The following is a 16139-nucleotide window of genomic DNA, read 5'->3' as shown; positions in this document are numbered from 1 at the left end:
CTATGTCTGGATTCCCGTGACTGCGGAGACCATCAGCCACAGTCCGACGGCGACCAGGGCCGCCCCCGCGACCGTCTCCAGGACGCGGCGCCATCCGTCCTTGCGGAACACGTCTCCCATGCGGGCGACGATCGCCGCGTACGCGAGCAGCGAAAGGAAACTCAGGGCGACGTGAATCGCCGCCAGCAGCAGCGAGGAGGAAAGGGACGACCCGTCCGCCGGAATGAACTGCGGCAGCAGGGAGGTGTAGAAGACACCGACCTTCGGGTTTCCCAGACTGGTCAGGGCGCCTTGGCGCCAGTCCTTTCCGGAGCGCGCGGGCGCCTCTGCCCGCCCGGTCTGACGGACCGCGTCCGGTGTCCCGGTCCGGCGTGCCGCCACGAGCGCCTGCACGCCCAGATACACCAGATAGGCGGCCCCGGCGGCTCGGAGCAGGTTGAACAGTGTCGGCGACGCGGCCAGGGCGGTCGCGAGCCCGATGGACGACATCAGGGCCCAGGCGACCAGCCCCGCGCACACACCGACGGTGGTGCGGACCGCGCTCCTGAAGTCACCGCTCAGCGTGTTGCGCACCACGACGAGCGTGTCGGCTCCAGGAATGATCACCAAGAGACCTGCGACTGCCACGTACCCTGAAATGTCAATCAATGGAATCCACTGCCAGGTAGGCCGAGTTCAGCAGGCAGGCCGGGAGGGAAATCAGTCCCAACGAATGTCGGGCGCCTGCCCGCAACGCTCGAGAGAGAACATGTCACGAATGAGCGAGGACATTTTCGGTCTCCTGCTTTCTGGGATTGCCAGTTGGTACGGGATTTCCGGGTAGTACAGGCTCGGTGGCCCGGTTTCGAGCATCACCTATCACCGTTCAACAACTCCAGCCCCGCGGCCTTCATCTCCCTGCAGTGCAGGGAGATGAGCCGGACCTGCCGTGGACGGGCCGCCCGGCGGGCTCCCAGAGTGGAGCGAGTCATGTCGCAACCGCCGCGAACCTCTTCGGGGCCCGAGAGAACAGAGACGGAGTGCTCTTGTCCGCACCCACTCCGGCCGGCGCCACCCTGCCACCCCTGGCCCGTCGTTCGGCGGCCGGGCCGCTGCGCATCGGCGTCCTGGTCTCCGCCACCGGCGCCAATCTCACCACGCTGCTGGACCTGCAACGGACACGGCCCGAGGAGTTCCGGGTCTGTCTCGTCGCCTCGCACGCCGAGCGGGTCAAGGCCCTGGACGTGGCGCGGCAGGCCGGGGTCGAGGCGTGGCCGGGCGACTTCGACCGCGTCTGCGGAACGGCGTCGGCCGCCGTCGGCCGGGCGGGCCGCGAGGCCTACCGGGACCGGGCCCGGCAGTGGCACGACGCGCTGGACGGACGGATCGCCGACTGGGAGCGGGACAACGGCGAGCTGGACCTGGTCGTCCTCGCCTACCACCGCTGGATCGACGGCCGGCTGCTCGAACGCTACCGGGGACGCATGATCAACCAGCACCCGGCCGACCTGTCGGTCCTGGACGAAGCGGGCCACCGGCGGTTCACGGGCAAGGACCCCGTCCGACTCGCGATGGCGGCGGGCCGCAAGACGACCCGCACCTCCTGCTTCCTCGTGGACGGCACCCGGGACGGCGGCGCGATCCTCGCGATGGGGCCGGAAGTGCCCGTCGAAGGACGACGGCCCACCGTCGAGGACGCCCGGGCACAGGAGATGAAGCAGAAGAGCCTCAGCGACCGGCCGTGTCTGCGGTGGTCGGTGGAGGCCTTCGCGGCGGGGCGGCTCGCCCTGTCGGACCAGCGACACCGCGACGGCAGCCGGGTCGTGGTGGTGGACGGAGAGCCGACCGAACTCGGCGGACGGCGACTGACCGGGGAGCCCCTGACATGACCGACCTCGCCGACGAGCGCATCCCCTCCTTCGCCGGGGCGGGCAACCTGGTCTACCGCGAACCCGACGTCCCCCGGTTCGTCTCCGGTTCGGGCAGCTGGCTGACCGCCCACGACGGGCGCCGGTACCTCGACGCGGAGGCCGCCAACGGCACCGTCGCCTTCGGCTACGACGCCACCCTGCTGCAGGAGGCGATGCGGCGCTGCGAACAGCTGCCCGCCCTGCCCTCCTTCGCCGAGTCCGAGCTGCGGCTCAAGGTGCTCTCCCGGCTGGAACCGCTCGTGTCCGACGTGCTGGGCACGCCCGGCCGGGTGGAGCTGGACCTCGGCGGAGCGCAGGCCATGGAGACGGCCCTGCGCATCGCCTTCGCCGCGAACGGCCCGGGCACGATCGTCGTCTTCGAGGGCGCCTTCCACGGCCGCTCCGGCGTGACCAGCATGCTCAGTTCCAGCCCGCGCTACCGGGAGTTGCTCGCCGCGTGGGGGCTGGAGGTGGTCCGGCTTCCGAGCCCGGACTCGCAGCGGTGCCCGCACGCCGTGGCGGGAGCCGGCTGCGGGCCGGGCTGCCGTGAGGCGGTCACCCGGTGGGGTTCCGAGCTGAGCGGCGTCGGGGGGCGAGACTTCGGCCGGAAGGTGTCGGCTTTCGTCTTCGAGTCCGTTCAGAACGTGGGCGGCATGGTGGAACCCGACCACGAACTGCTTCGCGCCGCCGTGGATCACGCCCGGGAGCAGGGGGCGGTGGTCATCGCGGACGAGATCTTCACCGGCATGCACCGGGTGGGTCCGCGCTGGGGGTTCCAGCGCTCCGGGGTGACTCCGGACATCGTCGTCACCAGCAAGGGCCTGGCCAACGGCGGTGCGGCGCTGAGCATGGTGTGGTCCCGCGAGCCGCTCGGAAGCCCCGAGCGGTACCGGCCCGGCAGCCACTCCTCCACGTACATCGGCATTCCGAGCGCCCTCGCCGTCGTGGACACGGTGCTGGACCGCTGGGAGCGGTGGACCACGGTCGACAAGGACGTCCTGCGGCTGGAGGAGGCCATGCGCGACCGGCTCACCGAGGTCGCCGCACGGCATCCGGACCTCGTACGGGGTGTGGACGCGATGGGCGGCACCGCGCGCATCGTCCTCACCGGACCGCACGCCGGCCGGATGCGGCACCTGTTCCGGTCCGGGCACCCGGACGCCGGTGTCCTCGTCGCGACGACCGGTATGGCGCCGGACGTCATCAACGTGCACCCCCCGCTCGTCATCGGGGAACGCGAACTGGACTTCTTCGCCGAGGTCTTCGAGACGGCGCTGAAGGGCATCGCCTGATGGGGGTGGAGACGGAGCGGAAGTTCCTCGTCGGCCGCGGCTGGCGCGAGACGGTGGTGCGGACCCGGGAGGTCCGCCAGGGGTACATGTCCTCCGAACCCGAGCGCGCGGTGCGCGTGCGGATCACCGACGGCGCCGAGGCGGTCCTCACCGTCAAGGGCCCCCGCGACGGGGCGCGCAGGGCCGAGTTCGAGTACCCGGTGCCGCTGGCGGAGGCCGAGGAGATCCTCGCGCGGCTGTGTCCGCAGCCGTTGGTGCAGAAGAAGCGGCACCATCTGGGCGGGCGCTTCGACGGCTGGACCGTGGACGAGTTCTACGGCTCCAACGCCGGTCTGGTGCTGGCGGAGCTGGAGGCCGAGGACGCGGCGGACGTAGTCGACCTGCCCGAGTGGGTCACCGAGGAGGTCACCACCGACCCGCGGTTCGACAACGCCTCCCTGCACGGCCGTCCGTACCCCACCTGGGCGGCGGAGACGGCACCCGCGCCCCGACCGCTGCGGGACCCCGCCGACGCGGATCTGGTGATCTTCGACAACGACGGCGTGCTCGTCGACTCCGAACCGATCGCCAACCGCGTGCTGGCGGCGCTGCTCACGGAGGCGGAGTTCCCCACCTCGTACGAGGACAGCGTGCGCCGCTACATGGGCGGCACCCTGGACCGCGTCCGGGCCATGCTCAGGGCCGAGACCGGGCGGGAGCTGCCGACGGGGTTCGCCGAGCACTACCGGGCCCGGCTGATCGAGGCCTTCGAGCGGGACCTGCGCCCGGTCGCCGGCATGGCGGAGGTCCTGCGGGCCCTGTCCCGGCGCGGCACCCCCTTTTGCGTCGCGTCGAGTTCGCCCCGGGACCGGCTCGCCCTCGGCCTGCGCGTCACGGGACTGGCGTCCTTCTTCGAGGGCCGGGTGTACTGCGCGGACGACGTCACCCGGGGCAAGCCGGCGCCGGATCTCTTCCTGCACGCGGCGGTCCTGACGGGGGTCGATCCCGCCCACGCGGTGGTGGTCGAGGACAGCGTGCCCGGAGTCGACGCCGCGAAGGCCGCGGGCATGACCAGCATCGGCTACGCGGCCCTGACCCCGGCCGACCGCCTGTCCGCCGCGACCCGCGTGGTGCGCGACACCGCGGGCCTGGCAGTGGAGTTGGGGCTGAAGATCCACGAGTGAGGGCGCCCGCGCGGGCAACCCTCCGGTACGGTCCCGCCGTGGCGAAGACGACGGTGGGCCGGAAAGCCGTAGATCACCGACGCCATCGCCAGCAGGAGGAGAGGTCCGGAGACCTCCGGGAGGTCAGCCATCCGCATCGGCAGGCAGCGGTACGACACCAGGAGCGCGGCGAACAGCGTCGTGCCGTAGGCAACCAGCCGGAAGCCCGCCCGGTCCCAGCCACGGTCGTCCCAGCGTCGCGGCGAGCGTGACCACCAGCCAGAACGTGCCCGCGAACCGCAGGAGCCGGGACCCGGCGGGTGTGCACGAAGATCGCGACGGCCCACACCGTGCGCAGACTGGGCATGCAGTCCGCGCTCAGAAGCAAGCCTGCCGCCACCTGGCCGACCCTGACGAAGAGAATCCGGAAACCGTCAACCGGTCGCCCGGCGATACTTCCGGACCGCGAGCGTGCGGAACACCAGGACGATCACGACCGACCAGATCAGCGAGGCCCAGACGGGGTGCTGCATGGGCCAGGCGTCGGGTGTCTGGAAGCCCGGGGGAAGGTTGCCGAACAATTCGCGGCATGCCTGCACCGTGGCGCTGAACGGGTTCCACTCCGCGATGTGCCGCAGGAAGGTGGGCATCTGGTTCGCGTCCACGAAGGCGTTCGAGATGAACGTCAGCGGGAACAGCCAGATCAGGCCGCCCGAGGTCGCTGCTTCAGGAGTCCGCACGGACAGGCCGATGAGTGCGCCGATCCAGGAGAACGCGTAACCGAGGAGCAGGAGCAGCCCGAAGCCGACGAGCACCTTGCCGATGTTCTCGTGCGTGCGCCAGCCGACGATCAGGGCGACGACCGCCAGGACGACGAGGGTGAGTGCCGTCTGCACCAGGTCGGCGAAGGTGCGTCCGGTCAGCACCGCACCACGTGCCATCGGCAGGGAGCGGAAGCGATCGATGAGGCCCTTGTGCATGTCGTCGGCGATGCCCGCACCCGCACCCGCCGTAGCGAAGGTGACGGTTTGAGCGAAGATGCCGGCCATCAAGAACTCGCGGTAGGCCTGGGTGGAGGTGGACGAGCCGACCTGGATGGAGCCACCGAACACGTAGGTGAACAGCACCACGAACATGATCGGCTGGATCAGCCCGAAAATGAGCATCTCGGGAATCCGGCCCATGCGAATCAAGTTCCTGCGGGCGATGACCGCGGAATCGTTGATGGCGCTCACTTCACCTGCTCCTTCCATGCAATGGTGTCGGCGACGGCGCTCACTGTGCGGCCTCCTTGTCGTTCTCCTGGTCCTTGATCTCGGCCACGTGTCCCGTCAGGGACAGGAAGACGTCGTCGAGGGTGGGCCTGCGCAGGCCGATGTCGTCGATCTCGATGCCCCGCGTGTCCAGTTCACGGATGACCTCGGCCAGGAGCTTGGCGCCACCGGTCACGGGCGCGGTGAGCTTGCGCATGTGCTCTTCGACCTTGGTCTCGCCCTTGCCGAAGCCGGCGAGGACCTCGGCGGCGGCCTGGATGTGCTCGCGCTCGTGGACGACGACCTCGACGCGCTCGCCGCCGGTGCGGGCCTTGAGCTGGTCGGAGGTGCCCTGGGCGATGACCTTGCCGTGGTCGACCACCGCGATGTCGTGGGCCAGGTGGTCGGCCTCCTCCAGGTACTGCGTGGTGAGCAGCAGCGTGGTGCCGCCCGAGACCAGTTGCTTGATGACCTCCCACAACTGCTGGCGGTTGCGGGGGTCGAGGCCGGTCGTCGGCTCGTCCATGAACATCACGGGGGGTGAGACGACCAGGGCCGCGGCGAGGTCGAGGCGGCGGCGCATGCCGCCCGAGTAGGTCTTGGTGGGGCGGTCGGCGGCGTCCGCGAGGTGGAACTGCTCCAGCAGTTCGGCCGCGCGCTCCTTCGCCGCCTTCGCCCGCATCTGGTAGAGCCGGCCGACCATCTGGAGGTTCTCCCGGCCGGTGAGGTATTCGTCGACGGCCGCGAACTGGCCGGACAGGCCGATGGAGCGGCGGACCGCGTCGGGCTCTTTGAGCACGTCGATGCCCGCGACGACCGCGCGTCCGCTGTCGGGCCGCAGCAGGGTGGTCAGGCAGCGGACGGTCGTCGTCTTTCCCGCGCCGTTCGGCCCGAGCAGTCCGAGGACCGTGCCTTCGGGCACGTCGAGGTCGACGCCGTCCAAGGCCTTGACGTCACCGAAGGTCTTGACCAGCCCTTCGGCGTAGATGGCGCCTGGCATATGAGTCTCCACGTCTTCGTAGATGACCGGACCGACGTCCGGCTAGGCTTTCCACCGACACACCATAACGCGATGTATCGCGTCTCACAACGAGTTTCAGCGCGTTGCCCTGCGTGAGACGAAAGGATCTTCGGCCGGCTCGGGGGCGCTCAGCCGATGACCGTGTAGCCCGCCTCGCGCAGCGCCTGCCCCACCTCGGCACAGTGCGTCGGTCCCTTCGTCTCCAGGTGCAGCTCGACCTCCGCCTCCGTGAGCCCGAGCCGTGGGTCGGTCCGCACATGGCTCACGTCGAGGACGTTAGCGTCGACCACTGACAACACGCCCAGGAGAGTGGCGAGAGCCCCGGGCCGGTCCGTCAGCCGCAGCCGGACCGCGAGATAGCGGCCCTGCGCGGCCATGCCGTGCCGCAGCACCCGCTCCATGAGCACCGGGTCGACGTTGCCGCCGGACAGCACCGCCACGACCGGGCCCTCGAAGGTGCCGGGATCGCTCAGCAGCGCCGCGACCGGGCTCGCCCCGGCCGGCTCCACCACCAGCTTGGCCCGTTCCAGGCACAGCAGCAGCGCGGCGGACAGCTCGTCCTCGCTGACCGTGCGCACCTCGTCGACCAGCTCGCCGACGATCCCGAACGGCACGTCGCCGGGCCGCCCGACCTTGATGCCGTCGGCCATCGTCGCCGGGTTCTCGACCGTCACCGGCCGCCCCGCCGCCAGCGAGGGCGGGTAGGCCGCCGCGCCCGCCGCCTGCACACCCACGATCCGCACGTCCGGCCGTACGGCCTTCACCGCCACCGCGATCCCGGCGGCCAGCCCGCCGCCGCCGATCCCGACCAGGATCGTGCGTGCCTCGGGGCACTGCTCCAGGATCTCCAGGCCGACCGTGCCCTGGCCGGCGATGACGTCGGGATGGTCGAAGGGGTGGATGAACACCGCACCCGTCTCCGCCGCGTACTCCTGGGCGGCGGCCAGCGTCTCGTCGACCACCTGGCCGTGCAGCCGCACCTCGGCCCCGTAGTCCCGGGTGGCGCTGACCTTGGGCAGCGGGGCGCCGTTCGGCATGAACACCGTGGAGCGCACGCCGAGCAGGGAGGACGCCAGGGCGACGCCCTGCGCGTGGTTGCCGGCGCTCGCGGCCACGACACCGGCGGCGCGCTCCTCGGGCAGGAGACCGGCGATCCGGACGTACGCGCCGCGCAGTTTGAACGAGCCCGTCCGCTGGAGGTTCTCGCACTTGAGGTGCACCGGCGAACCGACCATCTGGGACAGGTGCCTGCTGCCCTCCATCGCCGTCACCCGTGCCACACCCGAGAGCATCTTCTGCGCGCCGCGCACGTCGTCGAGGGTGACGGGCCGAAAGGAGTCAGCCGTGCTGTAGCTCATGACTCCAGCATCGCAGTTCACAGGCGGCTACTACCGTTGTGACCAACCTCCGAGACCCGCTTTGCGCAGCGCCGGTACGGCCCGCCTTCCGGCCGCGTACCCTGTCCCCCAATCTGCCAGCCCTCCACGAAGTGAGCCCCCGGCCATGCCCACAACACCTGAAATGTCGATGGACATGACGACCGTCGGTGACACCGGTCTTCTCGACACGCTGCAGCACGAGGTGGCGCTGTTCGCCCGCCGTGCCGAACAGACCCGGCTCGGCGGCGTCGGGCAGGTGCGCAATTCCATGGACCGCGCCGCGTATCTGCTGCTCAACCGCCTCGACAAGGAAGGGCCGATGGGCGTCAAGGCGCTCGCCGCGAGCATGGGGATCGACTCGTCGACGGTCACCCGGCAGGTGGCTCCGCTCGTCGACACCGGTCTGGTCAAGCGCACCTCCCATCCCGAGGACGGGCGCGCGGTGGTGCTGCAGCTGTCCCCGCGCGGGCAGGCCCGCCTGGAGGAAGTGCGCTCCTCACGGAGGCAGTTGATGGCCGAGCTCACCCACGACTGGCAGCCGGAGGAGCGCGAGGCGTTCTGCGACCTCCTCACGCGCTTCAACACCGCGCTGTCCTCCCGGATGGCGGCGCAGGGGATGCCGGGCCCGGAGGCGCAGCCGGCGACCTGAGTACCGCACGGCACTCACTCCGTACGGCTTCGGCACGACGGCCGGGGCACCACGCGCGCGTGGCGCCGCCCGAGCCGTGCGCGGCTCTTGACCCCAGGGCCCTCCCTGGCCTGATATGAGACCGGGTCCCCGTTCCTGTGCGACCGGGGGGGTCCGCATGCTCAGGTCGCCGTCAGGCGGGAGGCGCGGTGCTGGAGCGGCATGCGTCCCGGGCCGCCCGTCGCGCCCGGGAGTTCGAGGCGTTCGTCGCGGGCGCGGCCGGGCGGCTGCTGCACGCCGCCACGCTGCTCACCGCGGAGTCCCCTGACGACAATCCCCGCGCGCGGCGCCTGCTGACGCTGTCACTGGCTCACACGTACGCGCGCTGGGACCGGCTGCGCGGCGAGGACCCCTACGACCGCACCCGCTCGCACCTGGTCACCCGCTTCGCGCGCGGCGCGTGGCGCCACGTCGGCGGAGTCGGCCGCTCCCGGCCGCATCCCGCGAGCCCGCTGGCGCCGCTGACCCCGCAGGAACGGCTGATCCTGGTGCTCAGGGTCTACGAGGGCGTCGCCGAGGAGCAGACGGCGGCCCTGCTCGGTCTGTCCCCGCAGCGCGTACGCGCCATCTGCCATCGGGCGGCCTCGACCCTGCTGCACCGGCAGCGGGGCCCGGCGCCCGCGGTGACGGCCGCGAAGGCGGTGCCGTCATGAGAACGGCCGGCGACCGGAGGGCGCGATGAGGGAGAACGACCGCGACGCGGCCGTACGGCGGCTGCTGGAGCAGGCGCCGCGGCCCCTGCCGCCGGAGATCCACCCGGAGGCGGTACGCCGGGGCGCCCGCATCCTGCGGCGCAGGACACTCGCCCGCCGCGTGCTGTGGCTGCTGCTCTTCGCGTCCGCGGTGGCGTTCACCGTGTGGGCGCTGACGGCCCGACCGTGGGTGGAGCCGCCGTCCGACACGACTCCACCCCTCACCGGCTGGTGATCCCGCCGGGGGCCTGCCGGGGCCTGTCGTCCGGATCATCCCGGCGTCACGGGGCTCGGGCCGACTGACAACGGCCGAGCCTCACAGCCGGTCCGGACAGCAGGTCCTAGCCCAGCGCCTGCTGGAGGTCCTCCAGCAGGTCGTCGGCGTTCTCGATGCCCACCGACAGACGCACCAGGTCGGCCGGGACCTCCAGCGCCGAACCGGCCACGGAGGCGTGCGTCATGCGGCCGGGGTGCTCGATCAGGGACTCGACGCCGCCCAGGGACTCGCCCAGCGTGAAGATCCTGGCCCGGTTGCAGACCTCGACAGCCGCTTCCTCGCCGCCCTCGACGCGGAAGGAGACCATGCCGCCGAACGACTTCATCTGCTTGGCGGCGACCTCGTGCCCCGGGTGCTCCGGCAGGCCCGGGTACAGCACGCTGCTCACGCGCGCGTGCCGGGTGAGCATGTCGGCGACCTTGACCGCGTTCTCGCTGTGCCGGTCCATGCGCACGGAGAGGGTCTTGGTGCCGCGCAGCACCAGCCAGGAGTCGAACGGCCCGGCGACCGCGCCCATCGCGTTCTGGTGGAAGGCCAGCTCCTCGCCCAGGGCGGCGTCGGCGGTGATCAGGGCGCCGCCGACGACGTCGGAGTGACCGCCCATGTACTTCGTCAGCGAGTGCACGACGATGTCCGCGCCCAGCGACAGCGGCTGCTGGAGGTAGGGGGTGGCGAAGGTGTTGTCGACGACGAGGCGGGCGCCCGCGTCCCGGGCGACCTGGGCGACGGCGGCGATGTCGGTGATGCCGAGCAGCGGGTTGGAGGGGGTCTCCACCCAGACGACCTTGGTCTTCGGGGTGAGGGCGGCCCGGACGGCGGCCGGGTCGCTGGTGTCGGCGACCGACCACTCCACGCCCCAGCGGGCGACGACCTTGGCGAACAGGCGGAACGTGCCGCCGTACGCGTCGTTCGGGATGACCACGTGATCGCCCGGGGTGAGCAGCGTACGGAGCAGGCAGTCCTCGGCCGCCAGCCCGGACGCGAACGCGAGACCGCGGCGGCCGCCCTCCAGGGCGGCGAGGTTCTCCTCCAGCGCGGTCCTGGTGGGATTGGCGCTGCGACTGTACTCGTAGCCGCCGCGCAGCCCGCCGACACCGTCCTGCTTGTAGGTGGAGACCTGGTAGATCGGCGGGACGACCGCGCCCGTCAGGGGGTCGGCGGTGTTGCCCGCGTGGATCGCGAGCGTCTCGAAGTGCTGACTGCTGTGCCTGTCGCTCATGAGCACCGAGGGTAGTGCGCCGACGCGACAAGCGCCGGGGGGACGGGGTGAGCCGGGGTTTTCCACAGGTTCGGGGAGCAGGTTGGCCAATTGTCGGCGCCGTCTGGTTCGCTTGTCGTATGGAGATTCTCTGGGTCCTGATCGCGCTGGTCATGCTGGGCTTCGTGCTGCTCCCCTTCCTGCGGCGCAGGCGCGGTGCGGTAGGGCTGGTCTCGCCCGACCATCCGGACGCGGCGGACCCGGCGAACTACGGCTTCGTCCTGGAAGAGGAGCTCGACATCCGCATGCCCGGCCCCGACCAGGACCTGCTGGACGTCCTGGACGTGGTGCAGCGCACGCAGGACTACCGAGCGGCACAGCAGCTTCTGGCGGGCACCGAGACGGAGGGCGAGCGGCGCTGGCAGCGTGTGCAGGCCTTCGCGGGTGCGGCCTCGCTGGAGCTCGCCCGGCGTCCCGGCGGGGTGGGCGAGGCGCCCGGCGGGCAGTGGCTGCGGGTGTGGCGGGCCGAGGCGCCCAAGGACGCGGGCGGTGCGGCGGTGCACGCCGAGTTCCTGGTGCAGCAGGCGTGGCGGACGGCGACCCCGGGGACGGACGAGTTCCGGATCATCATGGAGGAGGCGAGGACGGCGTGCGGCGAGGCGGCGCTGCTCGCCCCCGGTGACCCGATCCCGTACATCGTCGAGCTGTCGGTGGCCCGCGGTCTCGGCGACTCCCAGAAGGACTTCGAGCAGATCTGGCTGAAGATCCTGGACCGCGCCCCGGCCCACATGGGAGCGCACCTGGCCGCGCTGCACTACTGGTGCGAGAAGTGGCACGGCTCGCGCGCCGCGGCCTACGCGTTCGCCGAGGCCGCGGCGGCCCGGTCCCCCCGGGGCTCCCTCCTGTCGGCGATGCCCCTCTTCGCGGTGTTCGAGCACCTCCCCGAGGTGACCCTCGTGGCGAACTTCTGGCAGAGCGAGGTCGTCACGAAGGCGGTCCACGGCGCGCTGCACGCGGTGCACTCGGCCCGCCCCGACGACCCGATGCTCGCCCACGTGCGGCACATGCTGGTGTTCTTCCTGGTCCGCGGTGAGCGCTGGTCGGAGGCCATGAACCAGCTGATACACATCGACGGCCATGTGGGCGCCCTGCCCTGGACGCTGTCCGCCGACCCGGCGGCGGAGTTCGCCGTGTACCGGGCGCTTGCGGTGGCGGGCTACGAGGCGAACGGCGGCAGCCCGGCGAGCCTGCCGCACTGAGCTCCGTCCGCGCCGGGACCCCACCGGAATTCCGGGGCGTCCCGGCGCGTTGACAGGGCCGTCGCCCCGATTGGAGACCGCATGTTCCCGCACAGCCGTACGCCCCAGCTGCCGACTCCCGAGCAGGCGCTGCCCGGCCGCCCGGAGCCGGTGTTCACGGTCCCCGACCGCCATACCGTCCTCGGCAACCCGCTGCTCGGCCCCTATCCCGAGGGCCTGCACACCGCCGACTTCGGTCTGGGCTGCTTCTGGGGCGCCGAGCGCACCTTCTGGCAGCTCCCGGCAGGTGTCTGGACGACCCTCGTCGGCTACCAGGGCGGCCACACCGAGAACCCCACGTACGAGGAGGTCTGCTCGGGCCTGACCGGTCACACGGAGGTCGTGCGCGTGGTCTTCGATCCGGAGCAGATCTCGTACGAGCGCCTGCTGAAAACGTTCTGGGAGTCCCACGACCCCACACAGGGCTACCGCCAGGGCAACGACCGGGGCACGCAGTACCGCTCGGCGATCTACACCCACACCCCCGAGCAGGAGGCCGCCGCCAAGGCGTCCCGCGAGGCGTATCAGAAGGTCCTCACCTCGTCCGGCCACGGCGGCATCACCACGGAGATCGTCACGGCACAGGGCCGCCCCTTCTACCCGGCCGAGGGCTACCACCAGCAGTATCTTTCGGACACCAAAAACCCGAACGGGTACTGCGGGCTGGGCGGCACAGGGGTGTCCTGCCCGATCGGTGTGGCCAGGGCGGGTGGCTGAGCCCTCGGGGTCCGCCGCGAACCCGGACAGAGGCCGGCTCTTCGCGGAGCATCCGCGGCCGTTCTGCGAGTCGGTCGCCAAGTTCTCCGGCTACGACCGGTCCTGTACGTCTTCAGCGCGTACACGGTCCGCCGACGGGCTCGTTCTTCGGGGGCCGGGCTGCCCCGGGCGGGCTGTCAGCCCATAGGGTGCCTGCGTGACTGCGTCCCTGAGTACCGACAAGTCCCGTGCCGCGTTGCGGATAACCGCGCGGGTCTCCGTCCAGTTGCTGCTGGTGTTGGCCATGGCGGCCGTGACGTTGTGGCTGCTGGGCCGCATGTGGTCGGTGGTGTGGCCGCTCGTGGTCGGGCTGCTGCTGACCACCCTGACCTGGCCGGCGGCCCGGTTCCTGCGCCGGCGCGGATGGCCGGCCGCGCTGGCGGCGTCGGTCGTGACCGTGCTGTTCCTGCTGGTCGCCGCCGGTGTCGTGGCGCTGATCGCCGTGCCGGTGGCCTCCCAGTCCGAGGAGCTGACCGACGGTGTCGTGGAGGGCATCGAGCGGCTGCGCGAGTGGGCCGCCGGGCCGCCGTTGAACATCGGGGACGCGCAGATCGACAGGGCCTTCGACAGCGCGGTCTCCCGCGCCCAGGAGGGCTTCGGCAGCATGGTGGGTGCCGTCGTCACCGGGGTGAGCACCGTGGTGAACGGCGTCGTCACCGCCGTCCTCGCGCTCTTCCTGATGTTCTTCTTCCTCAAGGACGGTCCCCGGTTCCTGCCGTGGCTGTCCCGTCAGCTGCCCGGCCGGCTCGCCACCGACGTGCCGACGGTGTGCGGCCGCGGCTGGGACACCCTGAGCTCCTTCGTGCGGTGCCAGGCGGCCGTCGGCCTGCTCGACGCCGTCCTGATCGGTCTGGGGCTGTGGGTCCTGGGCGTGCCGCTGGTGCTTCCGCTGGCGGTGCTGACCTTTGTCTCGGCGTTCGTGCCGATCATCGGCGCCCTGTTCGCCGGATTCGTCGCGGTGCTCATCGCGCTCGTCTCCAACGGCCTGACGGACGCGCTGATCGTGCTGGCGATCATCGTCGTGGTGCAGCAGTTGGAGGGCAACGTCTTCCAGCCCATGATCCAGAGCCGTGGCCTCGGCCTGCACGCGGCGGTCGTGCTGCTGGCGGTGACCCTGGGCGGCAACCTGGCCGGCATCGTGGGCAGCCTGCTCGCCGTGCCCGTGGCCGCGCTGATCGCGGTGGTGTGGAACTACACGCGCGAGCAGCTCGCCGTTCCGGCGGGCGAACCGAGAACCGGCGGACCGGAGACCGACGAACCGGAGTCCGGCGGCTCCGTCCCGTCGTGATGGCCTCCGAAGGCGTCTGACAGGCGACGGCCCCGCCCCGGTCGCGGGGCCGAAGGCGTCTGACACGCGAACGGCCCCGCCCCGCTCGCGGGACTCCTCCTCGCCTGCGAGGCTGCGGGCGAGGAGGAAGCCGCCCATGAATCCTGTCGCCGCGTCACCCGTGCGCTTGGAGGCGTCCGTCGATCCCCGCCTGTCCCGGTGGATGTGGCTGGTGAAGTGGCTGCTCGCTCTTCCGCACTACATCGTGCTGGTGTTCCTGTGGATCGCGTTCGCCGTCGTGACCGTGATCGCCTTCTTCGCCATCCTGTTCACCGCCCGCTACCCGCGGGCGCTCTTCGACTTCAACGTCGGTGTACTGCGCTGGAACTGGCGGGTCGGCTACTACGCGCACACCGCGCTCGGCACCGACCGGTACCCGCCGTTCACCCTGGCCGACGTGCCCGACTACCCGGCGCACTTCGACGTCGCCTACCCCGAGCGGCTGTCCCGCGGACTGGTCCTGGTGAAGTGGTGGCTGCTGGCGATCCCGCAGTACATCGTCGTCGCGCTGTTCACCGGGGGCGGCTGGGACAGCCATGACGGCTGGCGGGGCGGGCTGCTGCCCTTCCTCTCCCTGGTCGCCGTCGTCGTCCTGCTCTTCACCGCCCGTTACCCGCGGCACCTCTTCGACTTCCTGATCGGCCTGGCCCGCTGGGCGGCCCGGGTGACGGCCTACGCGGCGCTGCTGACGGATCAGTACCCGCCGTTCCGGCTCGACCAGGGCGGGCAGGAACCCCCGACGGCGTCTCCACCGACACCACCGGCCTCCCCGATGACCAAGGGCTGACCCCGCAAAGGGCGCGATCCGCAGCGGAAGCGTTTCCTCCCGCTCTACGCTCCCCCACATGGTTCTCAGACGAGCGTTACAGCTGATCATGGTCGTCGCGCTGGCCCTCGCGGGAGCGGTCCAGGGCGGGGTGAGCACGGCACGGGCCGAGGGGAACGGAACGTCGACGGGGCGGCAACTGCTGTTCTACAACCACGCCTACGGAGTGCTCGACCGGGCGACCGCGGACGCCGTCGAGCACTCCTCCTATCTGCGTGACTTCGCCGACTTCCAGGTCCGCACCACCACCGGTTCCGGCGGGCAGACGTGGACCGGCCGCTATCTGATGGGACGCGAGACCTACTTCGAGTTGTTCGGGGTGGGCGACGTGCCCGGCAAGGACGGCACCCTCGGCGCCGCCGGCCTGGGCGTGTCCACCGAGCGCGCCGGTGACTTGCCCACGGTCATCGAGCGGCTGCGGAAGGCCGGGATCAGCGACCCGGTCGAGTTCCGGCAGACGCGCGACTTCGGCGACGGCGTCCCCGTGCCCTGGTTCGACGCGGTCTTCACCACCGACCAGTACGACCTCTTCGGCGCCTGGGGGATGGAGTACCGGCCGGAGTACTTCGCCGACCCGCGCGGCAACACCGAGCCCGCCTCCCACCCCGGTGACGTGGGCCGGGAGCGGTATCTGTCCGACGCCTACCGCGACCACCTGATGCGGGACGTGACCGGCGTCCGGCTCGCGGTGACCGCACGCGATCTCGCCGGTACGGTGCCGCTGCTGAAGGCCGGCGGGTTCGCCGTCCGGTCCCTGCCGGGCGGGGCCGTCGTCGCGAAGGGCGGCGGCACCACGATCCGGTTCGACGCCGTGCCCCTGGACCAGGTGGGCCTCAAGCGGGTCGAGATGTCGCTGAACCGGTCGGTGCCCGACCGGCACGTGGAGCGGATCGGTCACTCGGCCCTCGTGGTCGGCCCGGGAACCCACGCGGTATGGACCTTCGAGGACCAGGACCGGCCGGGCGGAGGGACCATGTCCGACCGAACCAGCGGGGCCGGCCAGGGCTCTCACACCCCCGACCAGGGCGGCGAGGTCGTGGACGGGTGGCCCGGTCATGTCCGGGACCGGGCCGGTATGACGCGCGGCGACGCGACGATGTG

Annotated in this window: 15 protein-coding genes and 2 pseudogenes; 11 read left to right on the top strand and 6 right to left on the bottom strand. The window is 71.3% G+C overall.

What is annotated here, in order from left to right; all coding sequences use genetic code 11:
* Positions 1-606, bottom strand: coding sequence for a LysE family translocator (locus QNO09_RS08235; protein ID WP_283969394.1), 606 nt, complete (start codon positions 604-606; stop codon positions 1-3).
* A 419-nt stretch (positions 607-1025) separates the two neighbouring features.
* Here QNO09_RS08235 and QNO09_RS08230 point away from each other — a divergent pair, with 419 nt between their 5' ends.
* From QNO09_RS08230 to QNO09_RS39675, 3 genes are read left to right on the top strand one after another with little or no spacing between them, the layout of a single operon-like run.
* Positions 1026-1868: a formyltransferase family protein gene (locus QNO09_RS08230; RefSeq protein ID WP_283969393.1), complete on the top strand. Its 843-nt coding sequence runs from the start codon at positions 1026-1028 to the stop codon at positions 1866-1868.
* Entirely contained in the window at positions 1865-3181 is a 1317-nt protein-coding gene (locus QNO09_RS08225; RefSeq protein WP_283969392.1) for an aminotransferase class III-fold pyridoxal phosphate-dependent enzyme, read from the top strand. Before QNO09_RS08230 ends, QNO09_RS08225 begins: the two co-directional genes overlap by 4 nt.
* Positions 3181-4344 carry an HAD-IA family hydrolase gene (locus tag QNO09_RS39675; RefSeq protein ID WP_349636952.1) on the top strand — a complete coding sequence of 388 codons (1164 nt, stop codon included), beginning with the start codon at positions 3181-3183 and terminating at the stop codon, positions 4342-4344. The genes QNO09_RS08225 and QNO09_RS39675 overlap by 1 nt, the downstream gene beginning before the upstream one ends.
* Here the strand turns inward: QNO09_RS39675 and QNO09_RS39880 are convergent.
* The 4 genes and pseudogenes from QNO09_RS39880 to ilvA form a co-directional block, all read right to left on the bottom strand.
* Positions 4242-4696 (bottom strand): annotated as a pseudogene (locus QNO09_RS39880) (hypothetical protein); the annotation flags it as partial. The gene QNO09_RS39675 and the pseudogene QNO09_RS39880 sit on opposite strands and share 103 nt — an antisense overlap.
* Before the next feature lie 61 nt (positions 4697-4757).
* A complete protein-coding gene (locus tag QNO09_RS08205; protein ID WP_283969391.1) occupies positions 4758-5576 on the bottom strand; it encodes an ABC transporter permease in 819 nt (272 codons plus the stop codon).
* A gap of 22 nt (positions 5577-5598) precedes the next feature.
* Positions 5599-6576, bottom strand: coding sequence for an ATP-binding cassette domain-containing protein (locus QNO09_RS08200; RefSeq protein ID WP_283969390.1), 978 nt, complete (start codon positions 6574-6576; stop codon positions 5599-5601).
* A gap of 149 nt (positions 6577-6725) precedes the next feature.
* Complete coding sequence (ilvA, locus tag QNO09_RS08195; RefSeq protein ID WP_283969389.1) at positions 6726-7955, bottom strand: threonine ammonia-lyase; 1230 nt, start codon at positions 7953-7955, stop codon at positions 6726-6728.
* A gap of 163 nt (positions 7956-8118) precedes the next feature.
* Between ilvA and QNO09_RS08190 the strand changes: the two genes are divergently transcribed.
* The 3 genes from QNO09_RS08190 (at position 8119) to QNO09_RS08180 (ending at position 9591) form a co-directional block, all read left to right on the top strand.
* Positions 8119-8625 carry a MarR family winged helix-turn-helix transcriptional regulator gene (locus tag QNO09_RS08190; RefSeq protein WP_283969388.1) on the top strand — a complete coding sequence of 169 codons (507 nt, stop codon included), beginning with the start codon at positions 8119-8121 and terminating at the stop codon, positions 8623-8625.
* Between the two features lie 188 nt (positions 8626-8813).
* A complete protein-coding gene (locus QNO09_RS08185) occupies positions 8814-9317 on the top strand; it encodes a sigma factor-like helix-turn-helix DNA-binding protein (RefSeq protein WP_283969387.1) in 504 nt (167 codons plus the stop codon).
* Positions 9318-9342: 25 nt separating this feature from the next.
* A complete protein-coding gene (locus QNO09_RS08180) occupies positions 9343-9591 on the top strand; it encodes a hypothetical protein (RefSeq protein ID WP_283969386.1) in 249 nt (82 codons plus the stop codon).
* A 106-nt stretch (positions 9592-9697) separates the two neighbouring features.
* Here the strand turns inward: QNO09_RS08180 and QNO09_RS08175 are convergent, their stop codons facing one another.
* Positions 9698-10852, bottom strand: coding sequence for a cystathionine gamma-synthase (locus QNO09_RS08175; RefSeq protein ID WP_283969385.1), 1155 nt, complete (start codon positions 10850-10852; stop codon positions 9698-9700).
* Positions 10853-10971: 119 nt separating this feature from the next.
* On the opposite strand from QNO09_RS08175, the gene QNO09_RS08170 reads away from it, so the two are divergent.
* From QNO09_RS08170 to QNO09_RS08150, 5 genes and pseudogenes are all read left to right on the top strand, one after another.
* On the top strand, positions 10972-12090 hold the full coding sequence (locus QNO09_RS08170; protein ID WP_283969384.1) for a hypothetical protein: 1119 nt from the start codon (positions 10972-10974) through the stop codon (positions 12088-12090).
* Between the two features lie 81 nt (positions 12091-12171).
* Complete coding sequence (gene msrA / locus QNO09_RS08165) at positions 12172-12846, top strand: peptide-methionine (S)-S-oxide reductase MsrA (RefSeq protein ID WP_283969383.1); 675 nt, start codon at positions 12172-12174, stop codon at positions 12844-12846.
* Between the two features lie 196 nt (positions 12847-13042).
* Positions 13043-14173, top strand: a complete 1131-nt coding sequence (locus tag QNO09_RS08160; RefSeq protein WP_283969382.1) for an AI-2E family transporter — start codon at positions 13043-13045, stop codon at positions 14171-14173.
* Positions 14174-14309: 136 nt separating this feature from the next.
* The gene (locus QNO09_RS08155; RefSeq protein ID WP_283969381.1) at positions 14310-14999 is read left to right on the top strand and encodes a DUF4389 domain-containing protein; all 690 of its coding nucleotides are present in this window, start codon (positions 14310-14312) and stop codon (positions 14997-14999) included.
* Positions 15000-15081: 82 nt separating this feature from the next.
* Positions 15082-15984, top strand: a pseudogene (locus QNO09_RS08150) (DUF5829 family protein); the annotation flags it as partial.
* Between the last annotated feature and the right edge of the window lie 155 nt (positions 15985-16139).

Origin of the sequence: Streptomyces sp. 378 (assembly GCF_030124145.1) — a bacterium.
Lineage (GTDB): Bacteria > Actinomycetota > Actinomycetes > Streptomycetales > Streptomycetaceae > Streptomyces.
The sequence above is the reverse complement of the archived record's forward strand: the minus strand, read 5'-3'. Positions and strand labels throughout refer to the sequence as shown.